The 15,260-nt window shown below is 43.0% G+C and carries 15 protein-coding genes; 10 read left to right on the top strand and 5 right to left on the bottom strand.

Going from position 1 to position 15,260, the window contains the following annotated elements:
* Positions 1 to 31 precede the first annotated feature (31 nt).
* The gene (gene recF, locus BM043_RS06965) at positions 32 to 1,138 is read right to left on the bottom strand and encodes a DNA replication/repair protein RecF (RefSeq protein WP_092790159.1); all 1,107 of its coding nucleotides are present in this window, start codon (positions 1,136 to 1,138) and stop codon (positions 32 to 34) included.
* 91 nt (positions 1,139 to 1,229) lie between these two features.
* On the opposite strand from recF, the gene pdhA reads away from it, so the two are divergent.
* From pdhA to BM043_RS06930, 7 genes are all read left to right on the top strand, one after another.
* Positions 1,230 to 2,249, top strand: a complete 1,020-nt coding sequence (pdhA, locus tag BM043_RS06960; protein WP_092790157.1) for a pyruvate dehydrogenase (acetyl-transferring) E1 component subunit alpha — start codon at positions 1,230 to 1,232, stop codon at positions 2,247 to 2,249.
* Positions 2,250 to 2,364: 115 nt separating this feature from the next.
* On the top strand, positions 2,365 to 3,075 hold the full coding sequence (locus BM043_RS06955; protein ID WP_092790156.1) for a tetratricopeptide repeat protein: 711 nt from the start codon (positions 2,365 to 2,367) through the stop codon (positions 3,073 to 3,075).
* A gap of 86 nt (positions 3,076 to 3,161) precedes the next feature.
* The gene (ribH, locus tag BM043_RS06950; protein ID WP_092790154.1) at positions 3,162 to 3,638 is read left to right on the top strand and encodes a 6,7-dimethyl-8-ribityllumazine synthase; all 477 of its coding nucleotides are present in this window, start codon (positions 3,162 to 3,164) and stop codon (positions 3,636 to 3,638) included.
* A gap of 62 nt (positions 3,639 to 3,700) precedes the next feature.
* A complete protein-coding gene (locus tag BM043_RS06945) occupies positions 3,701 to 5,020 on the top strand; it encodes an aspartate kinase (protein WP_092790152.1) in 1,320 nt (439 codons plus the stop codon).
* 42 nt (positions 5,021 to 5,062) lie between these two features.
* Entirely contained in the window at positions 5,063 to 5,386 is a 324-nt protein-coding gene (locus BM043_RS06940) for a DUF6787 family protein (RefSeq protein ID WP_092790150.1), read from the top strand.
* A gap of 72 nt (positions 5,387 to 5,458) precedes the next feature.
* The gene (locus BM043_RS06935) at positions 5,459 to 5,869 is read left to right on the top strand and encodes an OsmC family protein (RefSeq protein WP_092790148.1); all 411 of its coding nucleotides are present in this window, start codon (positions 5,459 to 5,461) and stop codon (positions 5,867 to 5,869) included.
* Positions 5,870 to 5,984: 115 nt separating this feature from the next.
* Positions 5,985 to 6,290 carry a hypothetical protein gene (locus BM043_RS06930; protein WP_092790146.1) on the top strand — a complete coding sequence of 102 codons (306 nt, stop codon included), beginning with the start codon at positions 5,985 to 5,987 and terminating at the stop codon, positions 6,288 to 6,290.
* 6 nt (positions 6,291 to 6,296) lie between these two features.
* Here the strand turns inward: BM043_RS06930 and BM043_RS06925 are convergent, their stop codons facing one another.
* Positions 6,297 to 7,022: an SIMPL domain-containing protein gene (locus tag BM043_RS06925; protein ID WP_092790144.1), complete on the bottom strand. Its 726-nt coding sequence runs from the start codon at positions 7,020 to 7,022 to the stop codon at positions 6,297 to 6,299.
* A 92-nt stretch (positions 7,023 to 7,114) separates the two neighbouring features.
* Complete coding sequence (locus BM043_RS06920; protein ID WP_092790142.1) at positions 7,115 to 8,596, bottom strand: M14 family zinc carboxypeptidase; 1,482 nt, start codon at positions 8,594 to 8,596, stop codon at positions 7,115 to 7,117.
* 91 nt (positions 8,597 to 8,687) lie between these two features.
* Here BM043_RS06920 and BM043_RS06915 point away from each other — a divergent pair, with 91 nt between their 5' ends.
* Entirely contained in the window at positions 8,688 to 9,704 is a 1,017-nt protein-coding gene (locus BM043_RS06915) for a dipeptide epimerase (RefSeq protein WP_092790141.1), read from the top strand.
* A gap of 270 nt (positions 9,705 to 9,974) precedes the next feature.
* Here BM043_RS06915 and BM043_RS06910 read toward each other — a convergent pair whose 3' ends face one another.
* Together BM043_RS06910 and BM043_RS06905 are read right to left on the bottom strand one after the other, a co-directional pair.
* Positions 9,975 to 10,670, bottom strand: a complete 696-nt coding sequence (locus tag BM043_RS06910) for a response regulator transcription factor (protein WP_092790139.1) — start codon at positions 10,668 to 10,670, stop codon at positions 9,975 to 9,977.
* Entirely contained in the window at positions 10,667 to 12,382 is a 1,716-nt protein-coding gene (locus BM043_RS06905) for a sensor histidine kinase (RefSeq protein WP_092790137.1), read from the bottom strand. The genes BM043_RS06910 and BM043_RS06905 overlap by 4 nt, the downstream gene beginning before the upstream one ends.
* Before the next feature lie 196 nt (positions 12,383 to 12,578).
* Here BM043_RS06905 and lysA point away from each other — a divergent pair, with 196 nt between their 5' ends.
* Positions 12,579 to 13,811: a diaminopimelate decarboxylase gene (gene lysA, locus BM043_RS06900; RefSeq protein WP_092790135.1), complete on the top strand. Its 1,233-nt coding sequence runs from the start codon at positions 12,579 to 12,581 to the stop codon at positions 13,809 to 13,811.
* Positions 13,812 to 14,032: 221 nt separating this feature from the next.
* Positions 14,033 to 15,067, top strand: coding sequence for a PorP/SprF family type IX secretion system membrane protein (locus BM043_RS06895; protein WP_092790133.1), 1,035 nt, complete (start codon positions 14,033 to 14,035; stop codon positions 15,065 to 15,067).
* Positions 15,068 to 15,260: the final 193 nt, after the last annotated feature.

Raw genomic sequence — 15,260 nt, 5'->3', positions numbered from 1 at the left:
AAGGTTAAAACTCAAAATAAGAAAATTTGAATTAGTAATGGGTAGTTACTACTCCGTTTTCCACCCCAAAGAAAAGCACTTCCGAATTCAATTTTGTAAGAATAGAATGGGATCGCTCCGGACGGGCATCGGTCAGAAAGATCTGCCCAAAGGTGTGGTTGGAAATTAACTGCATCAGCTGGGCGATGCGGATATCGTCCAGCTTATCAAAAATATCATCCAGCACCAGCAGCGGTTTTTCACCTTTGTCCTGCTCAAAAATCTGGAACTGTGCGAGTTTCAGCGAGATAATAAAAGACTTTTGCTGGCCTTGGCTCCCAATTTTTCGGATGGGATGCTCCCCGATGAGAAATTGAAAGTCGTCTTTGTGTATTCCGGCATTGGAGTTTTTGGTGATAAAATCTTTTTTGCGCAGCGAATGAAAATAGGAATCGAAATCAGCGCGCAGGGATTCGGTCTCATAGTTTACGGTGACAGTTTCTTGCCCTTGGGAAATTTCTGCATAGTGCTCCTGGAGCCTAGGGGCGAGCTCGGTCATGAGCTCCAAACGCCTTTGGGCGATGACTTGGCTGAGTTGAACCATCTCGCGATCATAGCTGTCCAAGAGGGTTAAATCTCTACGGCCCGTTTCCGCAAATTGCTTGAGTAGGGCATTTCGTTGCTTGAGAAAATGATGGTAGCGGATCAGTTGATTCAGGTAGTTTCGGTCCAATTGAGAAAGCAAGCCGTCAAAAAACTTTCTGCGTCCCTCGCTTCCTCCTTTGATCAGTTCGGTGTCATCCGGAGCGATCAGCACGAGTGGAATTAAGCCCACATGCTCCGAAATCTTATCCAACGACTTTCCGTTTTGCCAGATCTGCTTCTTTTTTCCTGCTTCAAAGGTGCAACGAACCTCCAGTGGCTTATCTTCGATTTCGAATTGCCCCTTGATTGCAAAAAAATCCTGCTCATGCTTCACATTCAGCGAGTCACTGGACTGCACGGCACTTTTGGTCAGGGAGAGGTAGTGGATTCCATCGAGAATATTGGTTTTTCCGCTGCCGTTGAGCCCCGTAAAACAGTTGATTTGGGGGGAAAAGTCCATCCGGGTTTTCTCGTGGTTTTTAAATTGTAAGAGTTCCAGGGACTTTAGATACATCTGAATCGGGAATTATTTGGGCGGCAGCCTGATTTTTAGGAGAGGTTGGTTATATTTGGGGCCTAAATTAGCATATTTTGATCATTACGATATGGCAAAGAAGACAACAGCGACCAAGTCGAAAGTAAACTATTCGAAAGAAACCTACGCTTTTTGGTACGAAAGCATGCTCTTGATGAGACGCTTCGAGGAAAAAGCCGGTCAACTTTACGGTCAGCAAAAAATACGAGGTTTTTGTCACTTGTATATCGGCCAAGAGGCCTGTGCTGCAGGTGCGATTACTGCCTTGGAAAAAGACGATAAATGGATTACCGCTTACCGAGATCACGCACATCCACTGGGATTGGGAACCGATCCGGGAGCTGTGATGGCTGAGCTTTATGGCAAAGCTACCGGCACGACCAAAGGTAAGGGTGGCTCCATGCACATTTTTGACAAGGAGCGCAACTTCATGGGCGGTCACGGGATCGTGGGTGCTCAGGTGCCCATGGGCTTGGGAATCGGATTTGCCGAAAAATACAAAGGCACCAAAAACCTTTGCATTTGCCACATGGGTGATGGAGCAGTCCGTCAGGGTGCGGTTCACGAAGCTTTCAATTTGGCCATGCTTTACAAAACTCCGGTGATATTCGTAATTGAAAATAACGGATACGCCATGGGTACTTCGGTGGCACGAACCTCCAATGTAACCGAACTCTATCAAATCGGAGAATCCTATGATATGCCGGCTTTCCCAGTCGACGGGATGAACGTAGAAGCCATTCATGAAGCGGTAGCTGAAGCAGCTGAGCGTGCGAGAAAAGGCGATGGACCGACACTTTTGGAATTCAGAACTTACCGATACAAAGGTCACTCCATGTCTGATCCTCAGAAATACCGCACCAAGGAAGAGGTCGAAGAATACAAGATGAAAGACCCGATCGAGCAAGTCTTGAAAACGATCACAGACAATAAAATTCTTAGTGAGGAAGAAATTGAAAAAATCATCGCTAAAGTGAAAAAGCAAGTAGCCGATGCAGTGAAATTTGCCGAAGAATCCCCATGGCCTGATGGACAGGATGCCTTCAAGGATGTGTACATTCAGGAGGACTATCCATTTGTCATGGAATAAATAAAGCAAAAACCTGAATTATAAAGGCCATGAAAACAAGATGGATTCATGGCTTTTTTATTGGGCTTTGTGGAAATCATAAAAAACGTATATTTGCGCCTGAAAATCGAGTAACATGGCAAAGAAACTGAGCAAAAAAGCACAACAAGAACAAAATGAATTGCTGGAAAACCCGGCAGCTCTAGCAGAATCGCTGGGCCGAGGTGAGGCTTTTTTGAAGAAAAATAGTAAAATATTGGGAGGGGTGCTGATCGCAGCTATCCTTTTGATCGGAGGAATTTTATTTTTCCAGATCAATACCCAGAATCAGAATGAGAAAGCACAGGAAGAGATGTTCCAAGCGGTCTATTTCTACGAGCAAGACAGTGTGGACTTTGCCTTGAATGGAGATGGGATCAATCCTGGATTTCTACAGATAGTGGACGAATATCCAAGAACGGATGCCGCTAATTTGGCTAATTTCTACATTGGATCCATTTATCTTTCTGAGAAAAACTTCAGTGACGCGATTTCTTATTTGGAAAAGTTCAGCTCTGACGATTACTTGGTTCAAGCCAAAGCTTATTCTCTACTAGGTGATGCTTATCTAGACTCAGGTAACTTGGATGATGCAATCTCCAACTATCAAAAAGCAGCCAACCACAAGCCAAATGAATATTTTACTCCAAAATACCTGTATAAGTTGGCGGTGGCATACGAGGAAAATGGTCAGATTGAAGAGGCGATTGACACCTACACCGAGATCGAAGAGAAATACTACGAGTCCTTTGAATACACTGGCGCTCGAAAACATAAAGCTCGCTTAGAAGGCCTTGCCGCTAAGTAGTGCTTTGCTATAAGCATCTTTTAGAAGAGTAAGGTCGATGGGATCTTACTCTTTTTTCGTTTAACACATTTCAAATTTATTAATCCATGGCTACTTCAAATAAAAGCCTGAGCGAATATAGCTCCAAAAATATCGCGGATATCAGTTCCAAAAAATTTGCAATCGTCGTCTCCGAGTGGAATGAAGACGTGACGGAGGCGCTTTATTCCGGCGCTTATCAGACTTTGATTCAGCATGGTGCCAAAAAGGAAAACATCATCCGCAAAAATGTTCCGGGATCTTTTGAGCTTTCACTGGGCGCTCAATGGTGCGCTCAAGACGAAAATATTGACGCGGTAATTTGCTTGGGCTGTGTGATTCAGGGAGAAACCCGTCATTTTGATTTTATCTGTGATGCCGTTGCTCAGGGAATCACCAATGTAGGATTGAAGTATAACAAACCGGTGATTTTTGGTGTTTTGACACCCGATAATCAGCAGCAGGCGCTTGATCGTGCGGGGGGAAAACATGGAAACAAAGGTGACGAAGCGGCCATCACTGCCGTGAAAATGCTGGGATTCTAAAATAGAATTTAGAAGCAAGAGCTAAGAAACAAGAATTAAAAAACCAAACCTATTCGTATTCTATGAAGGTAATGAAATTCGGGGGGACCTCAGTCGGCAAACCCGAGCGAATGCATCAAGTCAAAGATCTGGTTACGGCCGATGACGAACCGACTATTGTTGTACTTTCCGCCCTTTCCGGCACCACCAATGCACTCGTCGGTATCGGAGAGGCTTTGTCAAATGCCGACCGCATCCTGGCCAAAGAGCGGATTGATGCATTACATACCCATTATCAGGATTTTTACCCACAGCTTCTTAAAACTCAAAAGGCTCGGGAAAAAGCCGAAGGGATCATCAAGGAGCATTTTGAGTTTTTGAATATCATCTTGAAAATTTCCTTCAATGAAGCCATCAATCGGGATATTTTGGCTCAGGGGGAGTTGCTTTCTACGAAATTATTTCATGCCCTTTTGGAGGAATTGGAGATTCCGGCTGTCTTTCTGGTTGCGCTGGATTTTATGAGCATAGATGAGAATTCTGAACCAGAATTGGGTAAAATTTCAGAAAAGCTCAAAGCAATTTTGGCGCAGCATCCAGGTCAAAAACTCTTTGTAACGCAAGGATACATTTGTAAAAACCACCGAAATGAGGTCGATAATCTTAAGCGAGGAGGATCTGACTATACTGCCTCATTGATCGCTGCGGCCATCAATGCCTCAGTTTGTGAAATCTGGACAGACATCGATGGGATGCATAATAATGATCCGCGAATCGTCAATCGAACTCGGCCAATTGCCGAATTATCCTTTGATGAGGCGGCCGAGTTAGCATACTTCGGGGCCAAGATTCTCCACCCGGCATCCATTTGGCCGGCCCAGCTTTACAATGTTCCGGTCAGATTGCTCAACACCATGGATCCCAAAGCTCAGGGTACGCTGATCAAAGCGAATGTAGAGACCAAAGGAGTGAAGGCTATTGCGGCAAAAGATGGAATTACAGCCGTGAAGATCAAATCCAGCAGAATGTTGTTGGCCTATGGATTTTTAAGACGGGTTTTTGAGATTTTCGAAAAATACAAAACCCCAATTGATATGATCACCACCTCGGAGGTAGCGGTTTCGGTGACCATTGACGATGTCAGTCATTTAGAAGCGATCCGAAAAGAACTGGAAACCCTGGGTTTGGTAGAAGTGGATCAAAATCAAAGCATTGTCTGCATCGTAGGCAATATGGTTTCAGAAACCCGCGGGGCGGTCAAATCCGTCATGGATAGTTTGGTGGATATTCCGATCCGGATGGTTTCCTACGGGGGTAGCCGGCATAACGTATCCCTGCTGATCGATTCGAAATATAAAAACGAAGCCCTTCAGAAATTGAATGATGGGGTTTTTGCGTGGTAAATTATTAGCGAAAGCAAATTCTTTCAACACCAAAAGAAAACTATGACGGAAAAAAAACATGGATTCCTCAAACGACTTCAGGTCAAATGGAAACTCGAAAGCCTATTTCAGGTGATCATGGTGCTTATCGTTTTCGCTTGCACGGGATTTACGATTTTATTTATCAAAAATCCGGTCTTGGATTTCTTTGGTGTGGAAAAAGGCGGTTTTGTCAATACGGTTCTTTATTTGCTTTTGGTCTTGCCGCTCTATCAGATATTTCTCCTGATTTACGGTTTTATTTTTGGGCAGTTTCGTTTTTTTTGGGAAAAGGAAAAGCAAATCATGAGACGAATTGCTGGGGTTTTTTCGAAGAAAAAATCCTGATTTAAAGAACCAAAGCCCTTTCAAATTCCTTCTAGTAGTGAAATCAATTTTTAACATATAAATCTTTAAACCATGATTAGAAAAGCAACCGCCGTATGGAAAGGAAGCGGAAAAGACGGTAATGGACATCTCAGTACGCAAAGTACCGTTTTAGACAAAGTCCAATATTCTTACAAATCCCGATTTGAAGACGGGGTTGGAACCAATCCTGAAGAACTGATCGCCGCAGCACATGCGGGATGTTTTGCCATGAAATTGAGTTTCAATCTTAGTGGTGAAAATTACGTTCCCGAAGAACTTGAGGTAACGGGAAATGTGACCTTGGAAGATGGTACTTTGACCAAATCTCACTTGGTTCTGAAGGCAAAAGTAGATGGAATAAGTGAAGAAAAATTTGCAGAACTGGTCAAGGATGCCGAAAAAAACTGCCCGATTTCCAAGGCGCTAAACATGGAAATCTCGGTAGAATACACGCTGAATTAACAAGAAAAAATTTTAACACAATTAAAGATCCTTCGGGATCTTTTTTTTAGAACCTAATTGAATCTAAATCCGTTAGGAATCTGCTACGAGTACAAAACCAACTATTTTCCGATTTATGAATACCATTTCCGAAGGGCGATTGACCTTTGATTCCAATCGCATGATTTTTGCAAAAAACGCACTTTTCGCGGCGTTGATTTTATTGGTGGTGTTTAATTTGGAGGGAATGTTTACGTCCCAAAACATGAAAGCGCTTGCCATTTATTTCACCTTTACACCTGTTGCCGCGGGAATATCAGGTATTATTTTCAAAAACACGGTAGGACTTCGCCAATCTTATGGTGTGAAAAAAGTACTAGGCTGGACCATTGGTCTGCTTGCCTACGCCATATTGATTCCTCTTTCCCTTTCTTTAGCTTAATAGCTTTTAGTTCACTTCAAAGACCAGTTTCATCGTAATTGATGCGGTCTTATTTTTTGCGCTCGTATTGAATGCACCACCCCAAGAATAATCCTCGCCTGAGTTTTGGCCAGTGATCTGAAATACCCCCATATTGGCTGAAATCAGATTTCCCAAACTCGCATTGGAGTTTTGCGCGATGCGTTCCGCTCGGATTCGGGCATCTTCGGTCGCTTTGGCGATCATTTCCAGTTTGAGCGATTCCAATTCAGTATAATAATAGCGGGGCTGTTGGGAATAAAAAGCAATTCCTTGATTGAGCAGCTCGGTAATTTCACGGCTGATTTTCTCTACTTTTTCGACTTCGTTGGACTCGATCACAAGGGATTGATTGAGTTGATAGCCAGTAAAGGTCTGTCCCATAAACCGGCCATCTTTGGAGTAATTTTGTTGATATTGAGGATTGGTGGTGACAGCATTGAAGACGAGTTGTTCTTCAGGAATTCCTTTTGAAACCAAATATTCTGTGACTGACAATCGGTCTTTTTCCAGATTGGCGTAGGCGCTCTGGATATTTGAGCTTTCTCTAGTAAAATTTCCCTCCCAAACAATGAGGTCTGAGGTGAAATTTTGTTCTCCCAGTCCAGTGACATTGATGGTGCCTTGAGGATTATTTCGGTTAATGACGGCATAGCCAAAAATAATGGAGGAAACTACAATGGCCAGGGCAAAAATGATCGCGTTCGTCTTCATAAGAATAGTATTGGAAGTTTCAATTTATCGAATTTTATCCATAAAAAAACCTGCCAATCAGCAGGTTTGGGAGATTTTTTTGAAAAGAATTATCAATACACCCGTTGTTTAAATTCCTGATCCTTTGGGTTTTTTAGATCGATTAGGTAGCCATTGACGATGGCATGAGTCAATTCTCCTTCTTTTTCTAAAAAGAAATTGGGAGCATTTCCAATCATCCATCCTGAGGGAAAATCCTCCCTCGTCTTCAGCACCAAAATGGGCAAATTATGCAATTCATTTTTTTCGGCATTTTTCACCTTGACTGCTAAATATCCTTGCTTTAAAAGCTCCATAGCTTCCCCTTGGTCAATCGAAGCAAGGTTTTCAAACTCCTCCTCGAAAACTTTCCCTTCCGCCCATCGGTGACCGGTAGCTTCGAGTTCATCAAAACCAAAATAGACCTGCATATCACCTAAATCTTCGATTGATCCATTGACAAAATAGGAATCTTCGGCATTGGCCTCCCGTCTGCGGATGGCAATATCAACCGGATACTGATTTCCTTCCACTTCGACTTCTACTTCTTTTAGGATCAAATCCATGAGTTGAAACCCATTGTCGGGGATCTCAAAATACTGCTGAGAGGTATATTTTTCATAGCCTTTAGTGGCGATTTGGTTCAGAGCATCGAGAATAATCATGAAATTGAGCTTTCGGATAAATTGCTTTTCCGGATCACCGACATAGCCGCCTGATTCGATCAAAATCGTACTTGTTCCCCATTTTTGGATATTATCACCAAAGGCTCTCGGCTCAAATCCATCGTCATATTTTCCCACTTGTCCAGGGATAACCTGCTGTAGGATTTCGTTCATTCCCACGATAGTCTGCATGGCTCGCTCCCGCACATCGTTGATATCCCGTTCATAATTATATCCCGGCGCCAATACCGAAATCGTCGCTTGTTTTGGCGTATTGACCACATTGTAATAAATCTGCTGATCGTGGAGATTAAATCCAAAGTCCGGTTCAAATTCATCCCGGGCATCTTTTAAGATGACCGCCTCCGGCGAAATTTGAGAAATAGCATCCCGATTGAGATCGATGTCCAGTGCATTTCTGCGCTTAAAGGCCTCCGCTCCGTCAGGATTAATCATCGGAATAAATTTAATCCGAAGCTGATTTTTTAATGTGTTTCTTATCTCATCGTACTCATCACCACGGCCTTCCAAAAAGTTGAAAAGATCAAAAAGCGCCATCGTAGCAGTACTTTCATTGCCGTGCATTTGTGACCAAAGCATGACTTTGGTTTCTCCCTCTCCCCAATACATGGCGGTGATGCTTCTTCCTTCGATCGAGTGGCCAAGTTCTTTCAGCTCAAAATTTTGCTGGTGTTTTTCAATCAGAGGCTGTAAATCAGCGTGTTTAAATCTCCTGTGGGTAATCGCAGGCTCTAAGAATTGCTGATGTGCATTCTCCAGCATACTCACCGGAAGAGAGGAACTTTCTGGTTCGTTTGCGGTTTTACACCCAACTAATAAAAACAAAAACAGCAAAAACAGGCTAAATTGATTTCTGTTGATTAATTTCATGCTTTGGTATTTTGGCTAGAAGAACTAAGTAAAGCTAAGCATCTTTGGGCTAAAATGCTTCAATTTCCATGATTCCAAAAAAAATCTATCCATGTGGCTTTCATATCAAGTAGTTGATCTTCCGCTGAAGCATACCTTCACCATCGCTCATCAAAGCCGGGATGTGCAAGATACCCTGATTGTCAAGCTGGAAGATGCAGGTTTTTACGGTTTGGGAGAATCTACCACCAATCCGTTCTATGGCATGACGATCGAGAATATGACGGATCGTTTGGAGTCTGCCAGACTTTTGATAGAAAACGGCGGATGGAATCATCCGGAGCAGCTTTGGGAAATGACGCGGGAAATTTTTGTCCAAAACCCTTTTGCCCAATGTGCCTTGGATATGGCGGCTTGGGATATTTTTACCAAGAAGCAGGGTAAAAAACTCTATGAATACCTGGATTTAGATCCCAAAAATATTCCGCTGACCAATTTCACGATTGGGATTGATAGTTTGGACAAAATGGTATCCAAAATGAAGGAAGTAGACTGGCCGATCTATAAAATCAAGCTTGGGACGGCCAATGATTTGGAGATTGTCCGCGAACTTCGAAAGCATTCTGATGCGATTTTCCGGATTGATGCCAATTGTGCTTGGACGGCAGAGCAAGCGATTCGTAATTCGGAGGTTTTGGTTCAGCTCGGAGTGGAATTTATGGAGCAGCCTTTGGCAAAGGATGATTGGGAGGGCATGAAGGAAGTTTATCAGCACTCCAAGCTTCCGGTGATGGCAGATGAAAGCTGCATCGTAGAAAGCGACGTCAAAAAATGTCAAGGGTATTTTCATGCGATCAATGTCAAGCTGGTCAAAGCCGGGGGAATTACTCCCGCGCTTCGAATGATTCATGAAGCAAAATCCTTGGGCATGAAGACCATGGTAGGCTGTATGACCGAATCTTCCGTGGGGATTTCAGCAATTGCCCACATTGCTCCGCTGTTGGATTATGTGGATATGGATGGTGCGATGCTGCTTTCCAAAGATCCTGCAAGAGGTGTCCAGATTACTCCGGAAAAAGTGACCTTTGCTGCAGGACCCGGTATCGGCGCTGAGTTGGTCGAAGAATAAAAAAGAGGCTTGTCTCATAAATCACTCTAATTTCAGCCTGACCCTTCGATTTCGAGACTCTCGTCTCTCAAGTGCTCAGCGTGACCGAAAATTTAATTCAAACCATAATTTTCGTCATCTCCTTTTTGTATGTTCGAAGAATATTTAAGACTCAGGGTGACTGGAGTCGAAGGCCATTTCTATCGTTCTGGCCCACATTGAGCATTTGAGACACTCGTCCCTCAAATGCTCAATGTGGCAAACTTCACTTTTGAGGCAGCTTCTTATGTTTCAATTATCACTTACAATCAATTTAAACCCTTCACCATGAACCGTGATGATCTGTACCGTGGGGTCGTCCTTGAGTAGTTTTCGGATTTTGCTTAGGTACACATCCATGCTTCTAGCATTGAAGTAGCTGTCATCTCCCCAGATTTGCTTCAGGGCATGGCTTCGGTTGACCAGTTTGTTCATTTCGGCTGCCAAGATTCGGAGGAGTTCATTTTCCTTGGAGGTCAATTTGTTTTTTCCTTTGGGACCTTCTAGAATTTGCTCATCATAATGCAGTTTGAATCCGCCAAATTCATAAGTCTTCAACTGATTGATCTCCGTTGATTTTTGGGTACGACGAAGAATGGCATTCACGCGTAGCAGTAATTCTTCCATGCTGAACGGCTTGGTGAGGTAGTCGTCGGCACCAATTTTCAACCCTTCGATGATATCGTCTTTTTGGTTCTTGGCCGTCAAAAAGAGGATGGGTAAGTCATCCTGTACTTTTTTGATTTCTTTGGCTAGGGTAAACCCGTCCTTTTTTGGCATCATAATATCCAAAAGACAAAGGTCAAATTTATCTTTTTTGAATTTGTTCCAGCCTTCTTCTCCATCCCGACAGAGCGTGGGCTCGTACCCTTTCATTTCGAGGTATTCTTTGAGGATATCACCCAAGTTTGGGTCGTCTTCCACTACTAGTAATTTGGCTTTGCTCATTGTGTTTTGGGTAGTTGAATGGTGAATTTACTTCCTTTTCCGGAATCACTTTGTACATTAATATTTCCTTTATGTGCCTCCAGCATCGTTTTAACATAGGAAAGTCCTAAGCCAAAACCCTTGACATCGTGGAGATTTCCAGTAGGAACCCGGTAAAATTTATCAAATATTTTTCGCTGAGCTTCTTTGCTCATGCCGATACCTTGGTCTTGGATACTGACAAAAACCTGATCATTTTCTTCCCAGGCCTTAATCTCAATCTCCGGATTTTCACGCGAATATTTGTTGGCATTGTCCAACAGATTATTGAAAATATGAGTCAAATGAAACCTGTCACCTTCGATGATTTTGCCTTGAATATCATTTTCGAAAGAAATGCGACCATTCCGTTTTTCAATTTGCAAACTGATATGACTAAGTGTATCCTCCAAAAGATCGGATAGATTGATTTTTTCTATTTTCAGCTTAAAATCCTTCTTATCTAACGCAGCTGCCTGCAATACGTTTTCTACTTGGGATACCAGCCGCTTGTTTTCATCCTTGATGATGCCCAAATAACGATCCCGGAATCGCTCCTGAGACGAAAGCTCTGGATCCTGAAGCGCTTCAACGGCTAAGCTCACGGTAGCCAGTGGAGTCTTGAACTCGTGAGTCATATTGTTGATGAAATCATTTTTGGTGTCTGAGAGGGCTTTTTGTCTTAAAATCACCCGAATGGCATAGATGAAACACCAAATAATCACCCCGATAAAAATCAAGGAAGAAGAAATCGGAAGCCAAACCTGCCGAATGACATGGTTGGCTTTTTCGGGAAAGAATATATAAAGGTAGTTTTCCTTTCCAAATACATCATTGGGAAAAAGCTTGGCCTGTACACCGTATTGCACCAACCGGAAGGGCTCGCTGACATCTCCAACAGCCATCAAGAGTCCATCATCCTTGAGAATTCCCAATTCAAATTCCTCCAAAATCCCCCGCTCAAGCAGGTAATTTTTCACGAGTTTTCGCACTTGAGCCGTATCCAGTCGATCCAAAATCGCCATTTGTCCTGCGGCTATTTCCTCCCAAGATTTGTTGATTAGATCAATTTTCATGTTTGCCCGACGAATTTTTTCCAGGGCATCATCAGAGATTTTGATTTCATTTTCAAACTCTGATTCTGGAATCAAAGAAGGCGAACTATTAAACTGAAGACTTTCAACTTGACTGAGAAACTGCAATTGACGCTCTTTTTCTTCCAAAAGCACGGCCATCTCGTCTGGGGTGAAAATCGTGGAAGCTACCTCCGGAGTCATCCGGGCAAAAAAAGTTTCCAGTTCGCCCAAAATGGACAAATCTATTCCGCGGGATTCGAGTATTCTCCTAAACGTATTGCTCACTTCAGGGACCTGAGTTATATTCAAAGTGTCCACGATGGATGGGCCTGAGCGGTATTTGGGACGCTGACGCACTTCAAAGTCTATCGGGTCGATTTTTTCAAATAGCGACTCCTGTAATATCGGATCCCGCATCAATTGGCTTAGGATGACGTCACTAGTTTCTCCTTTTTCCAACTGGTCCACGGTGCTGGCAAGTGCTTGATATACATCCTGATCAAATCGTTCCTGATTGATTCGAATGGCATTTTTCACCCAATAGTACTGAAATCCCATCAGGCCAAAGCTAGCGATGGACATCAGGACGACGATTAAGGTGATTTTATTTCTCGACATGATACAAATTTACAGCCTTTGGGGGCTAGGCATGGGGGGTTAACAATATTTAACGGGCTGATCTCAAGGGCATTGCTGGATTAGGGGGCGAATAAGGCCTTTTTCTCCAGAAATCCTAAATGTGTTTGGCCAGAAAAACCAGCCTTTTTATTCCTTTCGGGGCTATTTTTCTATCTTTGTGAGCAAAATTTAGACCATGTCAGATCGATCAAGACCTGCCTCTATCCAAGGCATTCCTTTAGAAAATATCGCCCGTGAATTCGGTACCCCACTTTATGTTTATGATGGGCAGAAGATCGTAGATCAGGTGAAGTCTCTACAAGAAGCCTTTGATGGAATTCCTCTTAAAATCAAATATGCCACCAAAGCGCTTTCGAATATTAGCATTCTAAAACTAATCAAAAAAGCCGGGGCGGGAGTGGATGCGGTTTCCATCGAAGAAGTCCGATTGGGAATGATGGCTGGATTTTCACCCAGTGAAATCATGTACACGCCAAGTGGAGTTGGGTTTGATGAAATCAGGGAAGCGGTCAATCTGGGAGTTATGATTAACTTGGATAGTATTCCACTAATTCGACAGTTTGGAGAGAAATATGGGGATACCGTACCAGCTTGTATTCGAATCAATCCTCATATCATGGCTGGTGGCAACATCAAAATTTCCGTGGGCCACAAAGCCAGTAAGTTTGGGATATCCATCGAATTACTGCCGGAGATTTTGGATGCGGTCAAGGAATACAATGTCCGGATTGTAGGACTTCATGTCCATACCGGATCTGATATATTGGATGCTGAGGTCTTTTTGAAGGGAGCAAATGTACTTTTTGATGCCGCTAAAAATTTCCCAGATCTACGCTTCATCGACTGTGGAGGTGGATTTAAGGTCGCTTACAAGGAAGGAGACCCGGAAACTGATATCAAGGAAGTCGGAGAGAAAGTCTCCAGTGCTTTTAAAGATTTCTGTAAAAGTTACGGGAGGGAATTGGAGCTTTGGTTGGAGCCGGGAAAGTTTATCGTAAGTGAAAGTGGCTTCTTGATCGTTCAGTCCAATGTGGTCAAAGAAGCGCCCACGGTGACTTTTGTGGGTGTGGATTCGGGGCTTAATCACCTCCTTCGTCCCATGCTATACGATGCCTACCACGATGTGTACAATCTAAGTAACCCCGAAGGTAAAGAAAACACCTATTCTGTAGTAGGATATATCTGCGAAACAGATACGATTGCTGCCAATCGATCGTTAGCAGAGGTAAATCAGGGGGATCTTTTGGTGATAAAGAATGCCGGCGCTTACGGATATAGCATGGCTTCTAATTATAACTCAAGGTTGAGACCTGCTGAGGTTTTGGTTTTGGATGGGGAAGTCCATCTGATCCGAAAGCGGGAGATTTTCGAGGACTTGATAAAAAATCAAGTAATAATCGATTTATAAGTGGATTATGACTCTTTTTTGTAGCCTTTGGTATAGTTATTGATTTCCTAGCCAAAGCGGTAAAGCCTGCGTTAAAAATGCAGGCTTTTCGCTAGGTATGAAACCGATCCGATTGTCTTCCCAATCCTAAGCCCTAGTAGTTTCAAAACCTTAAATTCATGTTTAATTTCCTCTAAAAGGGATAAAAATTATACCTTCGCCAGAGGAAGAGGGGAAAAGCTATGTTGAGGAAAATACTCGGTATACTACTGATATTGGGCATTGGATTGCAGTCTAAGGCACAGGATGTGCAGTACTCGCAATTCTATGCGGCTCCTTTGTACCTCAATCCCGCGCTTACAGGAGCTTCCGAACTCACCCGTATAGGAGTAAATTACCGAAATCAATGGCCGGGCTTGGACTATAGTTTCAATTCCTATTCTGCATACATCGATCACTATATTTTTGATTATAATTCCGGCATCGGCTTGATTTTTAATGGCAACCGGGAAGGGTTGGCTAATTTGTCTACCAATGAAATCGGGTTAAATTATGCCTATCAGCTTCAGATTTCCGAAGAAACGTATTTTAGATTAGGCGGTCAGGTCAGTTATATGCAGCGAGATGCTTTTTTCTCTGATTTGGTTTTTGGGACTCAGATCGACATTGTGAGTGGAGGTATCGGTGGGATTACGGACGAATTGGATGGAATTCCCATTGATAGCCGATACAATTTCGTTGACTTTGCCTTTGGTGGGATGTTTTATACCAAGAATGTCTGGCTAGGTGCGTCTGCACATCACTTGACCGAGCCGAACGTGTCTTTTGTGGAAGGTCAGATTTCAAAATTGCCCATGAAGCTTTCTATGCAAGGGGGTATTAAATTTGATCTGACCGGAGGAAGGAGGGATTATTTTACTCATGCTTATCAGGAGAGAGCGATTTCTTTTGCTTTCAATTACAAGCAGCAGGACCCCTTCAATCAGCTTGATATTGGGACACAGATTTACTTAGATCCACTAGTCCTTGGTCTTTGGTATCGGGGTCTTCCGACCAAAAACGAACTGCCAAATAATGAATCAGTTATCGGTCTTGTCGGAGTTTCTTTGCCTACCGGATTGGATATCGGTTACTCCTATGACGTGACAGTTTCCAAGCTCAATCAGCGAAATTCAGGAGGGGCCCATGAAATTTCGGTAACCTACTCATTTTTATGGGGTGGAGATCCCAATAAACGTAACCGAAAAGCCCGGGTTATCCCTTGTTTCCGTTATTAATTTGCCGCCTGGCAAAATTTTTTTTGGAGCATCAATTCACAAACAAATAGTTTAAAATCATTTTGTCCCTATAAAAAAGCCGATTCAAAACAGCATTTTGAAAATGGTTTATTTCTTGATCAAAAGCCCGTTTCGTCATCTTCTGACATGACTTTTATCACAGTATAATATTTTGCTAATTCAAATTAATTAC

It is taken from the genome of Algoriphagus hitonicola, assembly GCF_900113375.1.
Taxonomy (GTDB): domain Bacteria; phylum Bacteroidota; class Bacteroidia; order Cytophagales; family Cyclobacteriaceae; genus Algoriphagus; species Algoriphagus hitonicola.
This window is presented reverse-complemented; position numbering and strand designations above follow the sequence as displayed.